Here is a 14,295-nt window from a genome sequence, read left to right on the forward strand (position 1 = left end):
TGGCGACCGAATGCAATCGGCCAGATGGGGGATGCGGGCCGCGCCTCGGCGGCCGGTGTCAGTACACGCCGAGCGCCAGTCCCGCCGCCATCGCGGCGCCCAGCGCGCGGCATTGCGCAAGGTCCTCGGCACCGATCTGCTTGGGCCGCGCAATCGCCTCGGGCGTCTGCGCATGGGTGCACACGATCAATGCCGGCGCGACGCAGCGCAGCCGCCAGCCGGTGGCGATGCGGTCGATCTGCCGCACCGCGTTCTGGCCGTCACTGCCGGCGCAGACCAACGTGGCGTAGGGCCGGCCGTTCACGCGGTCGAGCGCGGCGTAGTAGCAGCGGTCGAAGAAGTCCTTCATGAGCCCGGCCATCGCGGCGAGGTTTTCGGGCGTGGCGAACAGGTAGCCGTCGGCGCCCAGCACGTCCTCGGGCTGGGCCTCCGGCGCCCGCAGCAGACGCACCTGCACGCCGGCTTCGTCGCCCGCGCCTTCGGCGGCGGCCTGCGCCATCTGCGCGGTGCCGCCGGTCATGGTGTGGTAGACCACGAGCAGCGTTTTCGAAGTCATGCCGCCCAGCATAGCGGCCCGGCCCGATGACCGGCGCGCTCAATCGTCCTTGCCCCTGGAGCGGTCGTTCAGGAACTCGAACGTGGCCTGCCAGGTCTGCGGCGAGTTCAGGATGCCGAGGTGCCCGGTGTGCAGGATGGGGTCGTAGGCGCCCTGCCCCGTCAGCACGATCTCGCGCGTGCCGCGCAGGCTGGCGCTCCTGGAGAAGTCCGTCGGCCTGCCGAACGAATCCACGGCGGGCACCGGCGCGATCACGCCGTCCTGCACCGGGAAGTAGACGAAGCTGGCATCGCCGTTGCGGATCACCAGCAAGCGCGTCGGCCCGTCGTTCTCGTTGCGGCCATTGAGCAGGCGCAGGAAGGGCGTGTCGGGCGAGCCCAGTTCCTGGCACACGTCGCTTGCGGGCGTGAAGCCGCCCGCCGCCGGGGCCTGCCAGTAGTTGGCGGGGTCGGGCGAGCAGTTGATGATGCCGTGGTTGGGCCCGTCGATGGCGACGAAGCGGCGCACCATCTGTTGCGCCTCGTCCTGCCGCATCCATTCGCGCGCGAGCGTCACGCCCAGGCTGTGCCCGACGATGTCCACCTGCTTGGCGCCGGTGAAGTCCATCACCGCGCGCACGAAGCGGCGCAGGTCGGGCACGTTGGCCGCGTTGGTGTGGGCGATGCTCGAACGGCGTGTCTGGTCCGCGGCCAGGTCGCACTGGTCGCCCTGGTAGCCCACGCCCCAGAGTTCGCTGGTGGCATAGCCGTTGTCGGCGAGGTATTGCGCCATCGCCTGCACGCGCCCGTAGGGGTTGCAGGCGGTGGCGAACGGCGTGTCGTTGTTGCCGTGAATGAAGATCACCGGCGTTCGCGTCACCGGCCCGGCGGCACCGAAGCCGATGAGCGGCCGGGCCAGCGAGGTGTCCTCGATCGAAGGAAAGCCCGGTGGCAGCGTATTGCCCACGAGGCCCGCGGACTGCGCGGCGGCCGCAGTCACGAAGATGGCGAGAGCAGCGGCATGGCGAATCCACGGTGTCATCGGGGAGCTCCTTCTTCAGCGCCGGCGATGATGCCGACGAATGCCGGCGCTGGCAAGGACCGCCGCCCCGCGCTTGAGGAGGCGGCATCACGCGACCGCGTCAGAATTGTCGGGATGACCGACCTGTTTCACGATCGCCAAGCGCGCGGGCGGACCCGCACCGGGTGGCTCACCAGCCACCACACCTTTTCGTTCGGCTCGTTCAACGACCCTCTGAGGATGGGATTCCGGGCCTTGAGAGTGATCAATGAAGACGTCATCGCCGGGGGCTCCGGCTTTGCGGAGCATGCGCACGACCACTTCGAGATTCTGACTTTCGTCCTGGCCGGGCTCATCGAGCACAAGGATTCGGCCGGCAACGCCGGCATCTTGCGAGGTGGCGACATCCAGCTCATCAGCTCCGGCACCGGCATTCGGCATTCCGAGCGGAATCCCTCCCCGACCGAGCCCGCCCACCTGTTTCAGATCTGGCTTCATGGTGAAGCGGACGGCGCTTTGCCACGCTACCAGACCCTTGCCGGTGCGCTGAGCGGCGAACCCGGCCCCGTTCGACTGGTCGCGAGTCCGGACTCTGCAGACGGCTCGCTTGCATTGGCGGCGCCGGTGCGCATCTGGGCGGGCAGACTGCGCGCCGGACAAGTCGCGACCCAGGCGCTCGCGCCAGGGCGCTTCGGATGGTTGCAGGTGCTGGATGGCATCCTGACGATCCGCGAGAGCTCCGAAGCCGAGCCCCTGGAGCTGAGAGGCGGTGACGCCCTTCAGCTGGTGTCCGTGCGCTCACTCGATCTCGCTGCGGTGACGGACGCTCGCTGGCTCTGGTTCGACCTCGCCTGACACCGGCCTCGGCGAGCGACGGCGATCGGCCCAACGCCCTCAGCGCATCGCCCGCGCGATCCCCTGCGCCGCATGGCGCAGCTTGTCCAACTGCTGCAGCGCCTGCGGCAGCGGCATCCGCACCGCCGGCGCCTGCAGCGCCACCGCGCAGCGCACCGGGCCGTGGACGTCGTCGCGCACCGGCACCGCGACGCACACCAGCCCGTCGATGAATTCCTCGGCATCGACCGCATGGCCGTCCCGGCGGACACGCTCGAGTTCGGCCTCCAGCGCCTCGCGCGAGCGCAGCGTATGCGTGGTGTGGCGCGGGTACTGCAGCCCGTCGAGCAATCGATCGCGCTGCGCCTTCGGCAGATGGGCCAGGAACAGCTTGCCGCTGGCCGAGCAGTGCAGCGGCACGCGCGAGCCGGGCCCGAGTTCGAGGCGCAGCGGAAAGGCGGTCTCGACGCGGTCGAGGTAGATCACCTCGGCGCCCGACAGCGCCGTCAGGTTGCAGGTCTCGCCCACATCGGCCACCAGTTGGCGCAGCACCGCGTGCCGCACGCCGGTCGAGGAACTGCTGCGAAGCACGGTCTCGGCGAAGCGCATCAGGCGCGGCGTGATCGCGTAGCGCCGGCCATCGCCGCCGCGCGCCAGCAGCCCGCCGGCCTCGAGTTGCTGCAGCATCCGGTGCACCGAGGGCTTGGGCTGGCCGCTCAAGCGCACGATGTCGACCAGGGTCTGCGGCTCGTTCGCCGAGCACACCAGCTCCAGCAACTGAAGCAGGCGCAGCCCCGGCGTCGCGGCCTGTTCAAGCGCGTCGGCAAGCGACGACGATTCGGAAGATGTCATCTCTGATATCTCGAAAAACGAGACAAGACTTAAATATTTCCGAGATTTTGCAGTAATTTCTATAAAGTGCCGCACAGAGACATTTGAGTTCCGATGCATATTCCTCTTGCCAACCTGGTCATCACAGGCGCCTGCGGCGGCCTGGGCCGCGCCTTGGCCGCCGACGCGCTGGCCCAGGGCGCCAAAGTCGCCTTGGTCGGGCTGGACCGCGCCACACGCCAAGCCCTGGCCGCCGCGGCACCCGAACGCTGCGGCATCGACACGCCCGACGTCAGCGACAGCACCGCGTGCTGAACGCGTGGCCCTCTTTTCGCCGGAGTCTTCTTTCGTGAGCCAACCCGTGTCCGCACCCGTGCCCTCGCACCAGCAAATCGCCCTGATCGGCGCCGGCCCCTCGGGGCTTGCCGGCGCCCGCAACCTGCAGAAGCTCGGCATCCCGTTCCAGGGCTTCGAGGCCTATGACGATGTCGGCGGACTCTGGAACATCGGCAACCCGCGCAGCACGGTCTACCAGTCGGCGCACCTGATCTCGTCCAAGCGCACCACCGAGTTCGCCGAGTTCCCGATGGCCGACAGCGTGGCCGACTACCCGAGCCATACCGAGCTGCGCCGCTACTTCAGCGACTTCGCCGACCATTTCGACCTGCGTCGCCACTTCCGCTTCGGCACCCGCGTGATCGGCGTCGAGCCCGTGACCGAAAACGCCTCGACGCTCTGGCGCGTGAGCGTGGACGGCGGCAACGGCCGCATCGAGAGCGCCGACTACAAGGGCGTGGTCATCGCCAACGGCACGCTGTCGGAGCCGAGCATGCCGCGCTTCGAAGGCCGCTTCGACGGCGAGCTGCTGCACACCTCGGCCTACAAGCATGCCCGCTTGTTCGACGACAAGCGGGTGCTGGTGGTGGGCGCCGGCAACAGCGGATGCGACATCGCGGTCGATGCGGTGCACTACGCGAAGAGCGTCGACCTCTCGGTGCGCCGCGGCTATTACTTCGTGCCCAAGTACATCTTCGGCAAGCCGGCCGACACGCTCGGCGGCAAGCGGCCGCTGCCGGCCTGGATCAAGCAGCGGCTGGACGCCAAGGTTCTCAAGTGGTTCACCGGCGACCCGGTCCGCTTCGGCTTCCCGAAGCCCGACTACCGCATGTACGAATCGCATCCGGTGGTGAACTCGCTGGTGCTGCACCACATCGGCCACGGCGACATCGGCGTGCGCGCCGACATCGCCCGGCTCGACGGCCACACGGTGCATTTCAAGGACGGCAGCGCGCGCGACTACGACCTGATCCTGTGCGCCACCGGCTACAAGCTGCACTACCCCTTCATCGACCGCACCTGGCTCAACTGGCAGGGCATGGCGCCCAGGCTCTACCTGAACATCTTCGCGCCGGGCTTCGACAACCTGGCGGTGCTCGGCATGATCGAGGCCAGCGGCATCGGCTGGCAGGGCCGCTACGAGCAGGCCGAACTGGTGGCGCGCTACTTCAAGGCCCAGGCCGAGGGCCGCCCGCAGGCCGCCGCGCTGAAGCAGGCCAAGGCCGGGCCGACGCCCGATCTCTCGGGCGGCTACAGCTACCTGAAGCTCGAGCGCATGGCCTACTACGTCAACAAGGACGCCTATCGCCGAGCGGTGCGCGAAGCCGCCTCGGCGCTGGCCTGAGGACACCCGCCATGCTGCCTGTCGACGAGGTCCGCCTCAACTTCAATCCGGCCTCGCTGATCGCGCTCAACGCGGTGCTGGGCTTCCTGATGTTCGGCATTGCGCTGGACACCCGCATCGCCGACTTCAAGCGCGTGATGCGGATGCCGGTGGCGATGGCGGCCGGCATCGCGGCGCAGTTCGTCGTGCTGCCGGCGGTCACCTTCGGCCTGACCCTGCTGCTGAATCCGGCGCCGAGCATCGCGCTCGGCATGATCCTGGTGGCCTGCTGCCCGCCCGGCAACGTGTCGAACATCCTGACCCACCGCGCCGGCGGCAACGTGGCGCTGTCGGTGTCGATGACCGCGATCTCGAACCTGATCTCGATCGTCGTGATGCCGCTCAACTTCGCCTTCTGGGGCGGCCTGCATCCGACGGCTGCTGCGCTGCTGAAGGCGATCGCCCTCGATCCGGCCGAGATGGTGCTGCACATCGTGGCGATCATCGGCGCGCCCTTCGTGATCGGGCTGGCCTGCTCGCACTGGCTGCCGCGGCTCACCGAGCGCATCAAGAAGCCGGCCCGCATCCTCAGCTTCGTCTGCCTGATCGGCTTCATCCTGGCGGCGATCGCCGGCAACTGGCGCTATTTCCTCGACTACGTCAGCCTGGTGCTGCTGGCCGTGGCGCTGCACGACGCGCTGGCCTTCGCCACCGGCTACGCCTGCGCGACCGCCACCGGCCTGGCGGAGTACGACCGCCGCGCGGTCAGCTTCGAGGTCGGCATCCGCAATGCGGGCCTCGGGCTGGTGTTGATCTTCAGCTTCTTCGGCGGCCTCGGCGGCATGGCGGTGGTCGCCGGCGTCTGGGGCTTCTGGGACATCGTCGCGGGCCTCGGGCTCGCCGCCTGGTGGGCGCGCCGCCCCCTGTCTTCACCGGCCGCACGTTCGGCCTGACTCTCATGGATGCAGTCTTGCCCATCGCGGCGCGGCGGGTGCTCGTCACCGGCGCCGATGGTTTCCTCGGCCGCACGGTGGTGGCCGCCCTGGCCGCCCTGCCCGACATCGACTCGGTGGTCGCGCTCGACGTCCGCGAGGTGCCGCCGACGCGCCGCGTGCCGGGCGTCGCCTATGCCGTGCAGGACGTGCGTGGCGCCGAGCTTGGCGCCATGCTGAAGCAGCACGCCATCGATGCCGTGGTGCACCTGGCCTCGATCGTCACGCCCGGCCCCGGCAGCACCCGCGAGTTCGAATACTCGGTCGATGTGCTGGGCACCCGCAACGTGCTCGAGGCCTGCGTGGCGCAGGGCGTGCGCCACATCGTGGTGTCGTCCAGCGGCGCCGCCTATGGCTACCACGCCGACAACCCGGCCTGGATCGACGAGGGCGATGCGCTGCGCGGCAACCCCGCCTTCGCCTACGCCGACCACAAGCGGCTGGTGGAGGAGATGCTGGCCGAGTACCGCGTCGACCATCCGACGCTGCAGCAGACCGTGCTGCGCATCGGCACCATCCTGGGCGCGAACGTGCACAACCAGATCACGGCGCTGTTCGACAAGCCGCGCATCCTCGCGATCCGCGGCAGCGACAGCCCCTTCGTCTTCATCTGGGACGAGGACGTGACCGGCTGCGTGGTGCACGCGATCACCACCGGCCGCACCGGCTGCTTCAATGTCGCCGGCGATGGCGCACTGACCTTGCCGCAGATCGCGGCGCTGCTGCGCAAGCCGCTGCTGTCGATCCCGGCGCCGCTGCTCAGGTTCGCACTGGCGGTCGGCTCGCGGCTCGGCATCAGCCGCTACGGCCCCGAGCAGCTCGATTTCCTGCGCTATCGCCCGGTGCTGTGCAACAAGCGGCTCAAGACCGAGTTCGGCTACGTGCCGAAGAAGACCAGCCTGGAGGCCTTCATGGCCTTCAAGGCGGCCCGCGCAAGCTGAAGGCGATGGGCGCGCCCCTGGCTCTCAGCCGCGGCGACCTCGCCCGCGCGCTGTGCGTGGTGCTGATCCGGGGCCTGAATTTCGTCGTCATGAAGCTCGGGCTCCAGGGCCTGAGCCCGATGCTGCTGGGCGCCCTGCGCTTCGCGGCCGCGTCGCTGCCGCTCCTGCTGTTCGTCGCCCGGCCGGCGCTGCCCTGGCGCTACCTCGCCGCCTACGGCCTGGCGCAGGGCGTGGGCCAGTTCGGCCTGCTGTTCCTCGGCCTGCAACTCGGCATGACCGCCGGCATGGCCTCGGTCGTCATGCAGACCCAGGCCTTCTTCACGCTGCTGCTGGCCGCGCCGCTGCTCGGCGAAAGGGCGCGACGCGACCAGTGGCTCGGCCTCGCGGTCGCGCTCGCGGGCCTGCTGGTGATCGCCATCGCGCACGGGGACGGGCCAGGCCAGATGACGCTGATCGGCTTCGTCCTGACCTTGTCGGCGGCCTTCATGTGGGCCGTCTCCAACGTGGTCGTGCGCTTCGCGGTGCGGTCCACCCCGGGCTACGACCCCTTCGGCTTCATCGTCTGGAGCAGCCTGGTGCCGGTGCTGCCCTTCACGCTGCTGGCGATCGCGACGGACGGCCCCGCACAGGTGCTGCGGCAGATCGGCGGGCTCGACCTGCGCGCGCTGCTGGCGGTGCTGTTCCTGGCCTGGTTCGCGACCTTGCTGGCCTACACGCTGTGGACCCGGCTGCTGCAGCGCCACCCGGCAGGCCGGGTCGTGCCCTTCTCGCTGCTGGTGCCGGTGGTGGGCCTGGCGGCCGCCGCGTTCGCCTTCGGCGAGCGGCCGAGCCCGGCGCAATGGCTGGGTACGGCGGCGGTGCTGCTGGGCCTGGTGATCAACCAGGGCATGGCCGGCCGGGCCCGCGACCGGTGGGCGCGCCGGCCAGCCCCCGCGGGGGGCGGCGTTCAACGTTGAGCCTTGTCCTTTTGGTTCTGCGCCTCGATGCGCTCGCGTGCCGCCAGCCAGTCGGCATCGCTCCACTGCCGCAATTCGTAGAAGTTGCCGCCGGTCGCGAGCGCGTTGCCGCCGTCCATCATGATGCTCTGGCCGGTGAGCCAGTCGCACTGGCCGCGCGCCATCAGGAAGGCGGCGAGGTTCTGCAGCTCGCTCATCTTTCCGGTCCGGGCCATCGGGTTGTGGGCCTTGCTCCGAGCGCCGGGCTCCTCGCCGGGATTCAGCCGCTTGCTCATGCCCTCGGTCGGGATCTCGCCCGGGCCGACCGCGTTCAGGCGGATGCCGTAGCGCGCCCACTCGACCGCCAGCGACTTGGTCATCACCTCGATGCCGGCCTTGCTCATCGCCGAGGGCACGACGTAGGGGCTGCCGTTGTCGACCCAGGTGACGATGATGCTCATCACGCTGCGGTACGGGTCGCCGGCCTTCCACTTGCCCTCCTTCGCCTCGGCGACCCAGCGCTTGCCGACCGCCTGCGTGACGTAGAAGCTGCCGTGGAAGACGATGTTGGCGACCGCGTCGAAGGCGCGCGGCGACAGGGCCTCGGTCGGCGAGACGAAGTTGCCCGCCGCGTTGTTGATGAGCCCGGTCAGGCCGCCGGATTGCCACAGGCTGTCGACCATCTCGTCGACCGCCTGCGCATTGCGGATGTCGACGCCGAAGGCGTCGATGCGCCGCCCCGGAAACTGCGTGCGCCATTCGGCGGCGGTCTCCTCGCAGACGCTCTGGCGGCGGCCGCAGATCGCGACGTCGGCGCCCAGCGCCAGGAAACGCTCGGCCATCGCGCGGCCGAGGCCGGTGCCGCCGCCGGTCACGAGAATGCGCTGGCCGGCCATGAGATCGGTTTGGAACATGCGTGTCTCCTTGTCTTGGGTGGATGGTTCGGACTGTGCAGCACGCATCGTAGAGCGCCGGAGGCGAGCCGGTAAGCTGTGATCACTCGTCGCCCAAGGAAAATCGACCGATGCACGCCCCCTCCTCTTTCTCCGAGACCTTCGCGCCGCTGGCCGGCGTCCGCGTGTTGAGCCTCGCGCTCAACCTGCCCGGCCCCGCCGCGCTGATGCGCTGCCGCGCCATGGGCGCGACTTGCACCAAGCTCGAGCCGCCGTCCGGCGACCCGATGGCGCACTACAACCGCACCGCCTACGCAGCACTGCACGAAGGCGTGACGGTCGAAGCCGCCGACCTGAAGTCCGAGGCCGGCCGGCAGCGGTTGCACCGCGCCCTCGAAGCCACCGACGTGCTGCTSACKTCSTTCAGGCCMKCCGCGCTGGCCAAGCTGGGGCTGGACTGGGACGCTTTGCGCGCCCGGCATCCGAGGCTCTCGCAGGTGGCGATCGTCGGCGCCCCCGGCGACCGCGCCGAGGAGCCCGGGCACGACCTCACCTACCTCGCCGAGAGCGGCCTGGTCACCGACACCGCGCTGCCGCCGACGCTGTACGCCGACATGGGCGGCGCGCTGCTTGCGAGCGAAGCGGTGCTGAAGGCGGCCCTCCGGACCGGCGCGTCGCACACGGCCGGGATCTACCTGGAGGTGGCGCTGAACGCCGCCGCCGACTGGCTGGCGCTGCCGCGCACCTGGGGCCTGACCACCCCCGACGGCGCGGTCGGCGGCGCCCATGCGGGCTACCGCATCTACCCCTGCGCCGACGGCCGCGTGGCGGTCGCCGCGCTGGAGCCGCACTTCGCAGCGCGGCTCTGCGAAGCGGCCGGGCTGGCATCGACGAACATGTTCGCGTCCGGAACGCACGAAGCAATCGCACGCTGGATCGGCACGCGCACCCGCGCCCAGCTCGACGCCATCGCACGCCAGCGCGACCTGCCGCTGCTGACGCTGGCGAACTGACAAGCGCCTAGAGACTCTGCAGAAAGGCCACCCTCCGTTTGCGCTCGTCGGCATCGGGCAAGCGACCACGCATCGCGCCGAGGTTGTCGGCCATGTGCGCAGGACCTGCACGAAGTCGGGCTTCTCGCGCTGGCGCACGGTCTCGAAGGCCGGGTCGTCGCGCTCGAAGGTGGAGGTGATGCCGACGTAGCGGCACAGGCCCTGCGCCTTCCATTCCCTGAAGCGGGCCAGCGATTGCTGCGGGTCGCGCTTTGCGCAGCGGATTCGCGCGTGCGGACGTCGTCGGTGCTGATGCGGGTCATGGCGGTTCTCCTTGCGCGGTGATGGTGTCGAAAGAGGCGCGGCGCTCCTGCGTGCGTCCCAGCGCCGCCGACAGGACAAGCCACGCGAGCACCACCGGCACCGCGCAAAGCGCGATGGCGCCGATCTTGAGCCCGATCGCGTGCAGCAGGTCGTAGACCCAGCCGTAGAGCGCATCGGAGCCCCGGTAGACCACGACGTCGATCAGGTTCTTGGACTTGTATTTGTCCTCGCGCCCGACGACCGTGAAGAACACCTGCCGCGCCGGATTGGCGATGGCGAAATTCATCCAGCGCTGGACCACCTGGAACACGAGGACCACCGCCAGGCTCGGCGCCATCGCCAGCACGAGAAAGCCGATGACGTAGACCGCCGGCAGCGCCGCCGCCGCCGCACCCGTGCCGAAGCGCTGAAGGAGCCGGCCGGTGGCGAACACCTGCGTCGCCAGCGTGAGCAGCCCCACGGCCAGGTCGATGCTGGCGAAGATCCGCGTCTGCGCGCCAGCGCCCTGCACGGTGGCCGCGACCACGTTGGCTTGCGCGAAGTAGAGCATCGTCGCGCCGAAGGACAGCAGGCTCACCCAGGCGCCGACACCGAGCAGGTACGGCGAGCGCAGCAGCCCCGACAGGCCGGCGAAGGCGCCGCCGCCGACGCGGCCCCCCTGCCGCCGCTGGGCCGGGTTCACGCCGGCGCTCCGCTCGAGCCGGTGCGCGCAGAACACCGCGATCTCGAGAAACACGATGGCCGCGAGCAGCAGGTTGTGCGGCCCCAGCGGCACCGAGAGCGCGATGGTGATGACCGGTCCCAGCAGCGCGCCCGCCGTGCCGCCGGCGCCGATGAAGCCGAACAGCCGCTTGCCCTGTTCGCTCGAGAAGAGATCGGCCATGAAGGACCAGAACACGGCGACCGCGAACAGGTTGAAGACGCTGACCCAGACGAAGAACACGCGGGCCACGATCACCGGCGCGACGCCGAGCGCCAGCAGCAGCCAGAACAACGCGAGATTGACGACGAAGAAGTGGTAGACGAGCGGAATGAACCGTGCCCGCGGCAGCCTCGCCACCAGCACGCCGTAGATCGGCTGCGCGGCCAGCAGCGTCACGAAGGTCGCGGTGAACAGCCACGGCAGCGCCCGCGTGCCGCCCGCGATGCCCATCTGGTCGCGCAGCGGCCGCAGCACGTAGTAGCCCGCCAGCAGCRCGAAGAAATAGCCGAAGGACCACAGGGCCGCCGCCAGCTCCTGCGGCGTCGCCGGAACCGCGCGCCGCAGCCAGCCCTGAAGCCGCATCATGGCGCGAGCGACAGCTTCTGCCTGAGTTCGGCGGCGCTCACCGGCTGTCCGTAGCCCGGTCCGCCGCGCTGGAATCGACGGGCGTCGGCCAGCTTGCCGACCACCACGGGGTCGAAGCCGGCATCCCTCACCAGCCCCGCCGCGACCTTCACGGCTTCGGGATCGTCGCCCGCGATCGGGATCGCCAGCCTCGGCGCGGGCCGGTGGGCCTCGCGCGCGAAGATCGTGTAGGACAGGGTGTTGAACGCCCGCACCAGCCGCGCACCGGCGAGGTACTTCTGCGACACGACACCGACGCCTTCCTGCTCCACTTCGTCGGCCACGCTGCCGTCGCGCGAAGCCACGGCATTGCAGGCGTCGAGCAGGATCTTGCCCTTGAGCGCGCTGCCGTAGTCCTTGCCGATCTGCGGCAGCGCACCATAGGGCACCGCGATGAAGAGCGCGTCGCCGAAGGCGATGGCCTGCTCCACCGTGCCGGCGCCGGCGAGCGCTCCGAGACCCGCGGCCAGGTCCTTGAGTTCTTCGGGATGGCGCGACGAGAACATCACCGGATGGCCGGCCTTGACCCACAGCCCGCCGATCGTGCCGCCGATGCGGCCCGCGCCGATGATGCCGATGCGCATGCCGGTCGTCGGCTGTGCCGGGGCCGGCCCCGGCGACAGCGCCGCAAGCGCGCTCCATGCCGCGCCGGCCGCGACCAGGCCGCGCCGCGTCCGGTCGAAAGATTGATGCTGCGCCATCGAACCCTCCTGGAGTTCCGGGCGATCATCCGCCCCCCGCCGGGGCGGCGCAAGCACCCCGAAGCCCGCTCAGAGCTTGATGCCCGCCGCCTTCACCGTCGGCCCGAGCACGCCCACCTGCTCCTTGACCACGCCCTCGAAACGCGCCGTGCTCTCGGGCTTGGCGACGATCCCCAGCTCGATCAGCTTCTTCTGCACCTCGGGCATCACCAGCACCTCGTTGCAGGCGTCGTGCAGCCGCACCACCATCTCGGGCGGCAGCCTGGCCGGCCCGCTGAGGCCGAAGAAGTTCTCCAGCACCAGCTTGGGCTGGCCCAGCTCGATGATGGTCGGCACCTCGGGCATCAGCGGCGAGCGGGCGCTGCCCGTGACCGCCAGCGGCAGCAGCTGGCCACTCTTGAAGAAGGGCACGTAGGCGGTGATGACGTCGATGCCGACCGGGATCACGTTGGCGATCAGGTCGGTGGTCATTGGCGCGCCGCCGCGGTAAGGCACGTGCACGAGGTTGGCGCCGGTGGTCTTCTTGATCAGCTCGCCGTGGATGTGGCCGATCGATCCCGGGCCGCCCGAGCCGAAGTCCAGCCGCCCCTCCTTGCGGGCGCGCGCCTCGAGCTCGGCATAGCTCGTGATGCCCGAAGGCTTGCTGGCCATGATCACCAGCGGCGCCGAGCCCAGGTAGGCGATGTGGGTGAAGGCGTCGACCGGGTCGTAGGGCTGCTTGTCGAGCGTGAACGGGCCGAGCGCGATCGGCGTGGTGTTCGAGAGCATGAAGGTGTAGCCGTCGGCTGCCGCGGCCGCCACCTGGGCGCCCCCGATGGTGCCGCCGGCGCCGGGCTTGTTGTCCACCACCACCGCCTGGCCGAGCTTCTTGCCGAGCTGCTCGGCCATCACCCGCGCCAGGATGTCGCTCGACCCGCCGGGCGGGAAGGTCACGATGATCTTGATCGGCTTGTCCGGCCACTGGGCGAAGGCCGGCAGCGCGAGCGCGGCGGCGCCTGCGGCGAGCATCTGGAGTGCGCCGCGGCGCGTGGGGTGCAGAGGGGTGGTCATGTTGTGGTGCAGCAAAAGGGATGCCCGATTCTGGGAAGGCCGCCATGGCACGCCAATCGCTAGGCAGCAATCAGCGGCATAGCAAAGCGCCGCCCCGGAGCCCGCCGGCGACTGGCGCTGGTGCCCCGGGGCACCAAAGCTGTGCAGGAGACACGCCATGTCACGCGCCAACGACCCCTTCGACACCTACCTGCTGCGCGTCTTCAGCATCCTGATGAACGAGCGCAGCGTCTCGCGCGCGGCCACCCGCCTGAACCAGTCGCAGCCGGCGATCAGCACCGCGCTGAGGCGGCTGCGCGAGATCTTCGACGACCCGCTCCTGATCAAGGACAAGCAGCGCATGGTGCCGACCGAGCGCGCGCTGCAGCTCGAGGCCTCGGTCCGCGTGGTGCTCGGCGAGATCGACGCCCTGCTCTCGCCCGGCGACGTCTTCGACCCCGCCACCACGCGCCAGACCTTCCGCATCGGCACGCCCGACTACCTCGCGCCGCCCCTGATGGCGGCGGTGGTCCACTACCTGCGCACCACCGCGCCGGGGGCCCGCATGCTGCTGCAGCCGCTCGCGCCCGACTACGACTACGACAGCGCCCTGGCCGACGGCGAGATCGACGTCGTGATCGGCAACTGGCCGCAGCCGCCCGAGCACCTGCGCACCACGCTGCTGCTGGAGGACGAGATCGTCTGCCTGGTCGACCGCGACCATCCGGGCGCCGGCGGCATGCGGCCCTCGGACTACCTGCAAGGCTCGCACGTCGTGCCGCTGCTCTACAGCGGGCTGCAGCGCGGCGTGGTCGAGACCCACCTGGCGACCCAGCGCCTGACACGCGCGCCGACGGTGACGGTGCCCTACTTCGCGATGGCGCCGCACCTGCTGCCGGGCACCGACCTGATCTTCACCACCAGCCGGCACTTCGCGCTGCACTTCGCCGCCGTGCTGCCGCTGGCGGTGGTGCCGTCGCCGATCGAATTCCCGCCGATGCGCTTCTACCAGCTCTGGCACGGGCGCAACCAGCACGCGCCGGGCCACATCTGGTTCCGCTCGCTGCTCTCGGCGGTGACGCGCACCGCCAGCGCCACGCGCCATCTGCGGGTCAGCCCGCCGCCGATGCCGGAGGTGCGACTGGCGGCCTGAGCTCGCCCCCACGCTCCCTCACTTCGTGTGGTCGCTGCCCCCCGAGGGGGCCGCAGGCCGCCTTGGGGCGGCCCGGCGCCGGCCTGAGCCCCCACGCTCCCTCACTTCGTGTGGTCGCTGCCCCCCGA

At 70.1% G+C, this 14,295-nt stretch carries 15 protein-coding genes and 1 pseudogene; 9 read left to right on the forward strand and 7 right to left on the reverse strand.

Annotated features, from left to right (window positions below):
- Nucleotides 1-58 precede the first annotated feature (58 nt).
- Together AC1D2E_RS16180 and AC1D2E_RS16185 are read right to left on the reverse strand one after the other, a co-directional pair.
- On the reverse strand, nt 59-556 hold the full coding sequence (locus AC1D2E_RS16180) for a flavodoxin family protein (protein ID WP_478198321.1): 498 nt from the start codon (nt 554-556) through the stop codon (nt 59-61).
- Nucleotides 557-595: 39 nt separating this feature from the next.
- Complete coding sequence (locus tag AC1D2E_RS16185) at nt 596-1,576, reverse strand: alpha/beta fold hydrolase (RefSeq protein ID WP_478198322.1); 981 nt, start codon at nt 1,574-1,576, stop codon at nt 596-598.
- Between the two features lie 114 nt (nt 1,577-1,690).
- Here AC1D2E_RS16185 and AC1D2E_RS16190 point away from each other — a divergent pair.
- Nucleotides 1,691-2,038: pseudogene (locus AC1D2E_RS16190) on the forward strand (pirin family protein); the annotation flags it as partial.
- 141 nt (nt 2,039-2,179) lie between these two features.
- Nucleotides 2,180-2,410, forward strand: coding sequence for a pirin family protein (locus AC1D2E_RS16195; RefSeq protein ID WP_478198336.1), 231 nt, complete (start codon nt 2,180-2,182; stop codon nt 2,408-2,410).
- Nucleotides 2,411-2,449: 39 nt separating this feature from the next.
- Here the strand turns inward: AC1D2E_RS16195 and AC1D2E_RS16200 are convergent, their stop codons facing one another.
- Nucleotides 2,450-3,241 carry an IclR family transcriptional regulator gene (locus AC1D2E_RS16200; protein WP_478198323.1) on the reverse strand — a complete coding sequence of 264 codons (792 nt, stop codon included), beginning with the start codon at nt 3,239-3,241 and terminating at the stop codon, nt 2,450-2,452.
- 93 nt (nt 3,242-3,334) lie between these two features.
- Between AC1D2E_RS16200 and AC1D2E_RS16205 the strand changes: the two genes are divergently transcribed.
- From AC1D2E_RS16205 to AC1D2E_RS16225, 5 genes are read left to right on the forward strand one after another with little or no spacing between them, the layout of a single operon-like run.
- A complete protein-coding gene (locus AC1D2E_RS16205; protein WP_478198324.1) occupies nt 3,335-3,535 on the forward strand; it encodes an SDR family NAD(P)-dependent oxidoreductase in 201 nt (66 codons plus the stop codon).
- Between the two features lie 34 nt (nt 3,536-3,569).
- On the forward strand, nt 3,570-4,901 hold the full coding sequence (locus AC1D2E_RS16210; protein WP_478198325.1) for a flavin-containing monooxygenase: 1,332 nt from the start codon (nt 3,570-3,572) through the stop codon (nt 4,899-4,901).
- A gap of 11 nt (nt 4,902-4,912) precedes the next feature.
- A complete protein-coding gene (locus tag AC1D2E_RS16215) occupies nt 4,913-5,833 on the forward strand; it encodes a bile acid:sodium symporter family protein (RefSeq protein ID WP_478198326.1) in 921 nt (306 codons plus the stop codon).
- A gap of 5 nt (nt 5,834-5,838) precedes the next feature.
- Complete coding sequence (locus AC1D2E_RS16220; protein WP_478198327.1) at nt 5,839-6,813, forward strand: SDR family oxidoreductase; 975 nt, start codon at nt 5,839-5,841, stop codon at nt 6,811-6,813.
- Nucleotides 6,814-6,818: 5 nt separating this feature from the next.
- A complete protein-coding gene (locus tag AC1D2E_RS16225; RefSeq protein WP_478198328.1) occupies nt 6,819-7,769 on the forward strand; it encodes an EamA family transporter in 951 nt (316 codons plus the stop codon).
- On the opposite strand, the gene AC1D2E_RS16230 is transcribed toward AC1D2E_RS16225, so the two are convergent.
- Nucleotides 7,760-8,662, reverse strand: a complete 903-nt coding sequence (locus AC1D2E_RS16230) for an SDR family oxidoreductase (protein ID WP_478198329.1) — start codon at nt 8,660-8,662, stop codon at nt 7,760-7,762. The two genes, AC1D2E_RS16225 and AC1D2E_RS16230, sit on opposite strands and share 10 nt — an antisense overlap.
- Before the next feature lie 110 nt (nt 8,663-8,772).
- Between AC1D2E_RS16230 and AC1D2E_RS16235 the strand changes: the two genes are divergently transcribed.
- Nucleotides 8,773-9,654: a CoA transferase gene (locus AC1D2E_RS16235; RefSeq protein ID WP_478198330.1), complete on the forward strand. Its 882-nt coding sequence runs from the start codon at nt 8,773-8,775 to the stop codon at nt 9,652-9,654.
- 298 nt (nt 9,655-9,952) lie between these two features.
- On the opposite strand, the gene AC1D2E_RS16240 is transcribed toward AC1D2E_RS16235, so the two are convergent.
- The 3 genes from AC1D2E_RS16240 to AC1D2E_RS16250 form a co-directional block, all read right to left on the reverse strand.
- Complete coding sequence (locus AC1D2E_RS16240) at nt 9,953-11,245, reverse strand: NTP/NDP exchange transporter (protein ID WP_478198331.1); 1,293 nt, start codon at nt 11,243-11,245, stop codon at nt 9,953-9,955.
- Nucleotides 11,242-11,985, reverse strand: a complete 744-nt coding sequence (locus AC1D2E_RS16245; protein WP_478198332.1) for an NADPH-dependent F420 reductase — start codon at nt 11,983-11,985, stop codon at nt 11,242-11,244. The genes AC1D2E_RS16240 and AC1D2E_RS16245 overlap by 4 nt, the downstream gene beginning before the upstream one ends.
- A gap of 69 nt (nt 11,986-12,054) precedes the next feature.
- Nucleotides 12,055-13,035, reverse strand: a complete 981-nt coding sequence (locus AC1D2E_RS16250; RefSeq protein WP_478198333.1) for a Bug family tripartite tricarboxylate transporter substrate binding protein — start codon at nt 13,033-13,035, stop codon at nt 12,055-12,057.
- 157 nt (nt 13,036-13,192) lie between these two features.
- Between AC1D2E_RS16250 and AC1D2E_RS16255 the strand changes: the two genes are divergently transcribed.
- Nucleotides 13,193-14,167, forward strand: a complete 975-nt coding sequence (locus AC1D2E_RS16255) for a LysR family transcriptional regulator (protein WP_478198334.1) — start codon at nt 13,193-13,195, stop codon at nt 14,165-14,167.
- Nucleotides 14,168-14,295: the final 128 nt, after the last annotated feature.

This window comes from Variovorax sp. P1_H2 (assembly GCF_056405295.1).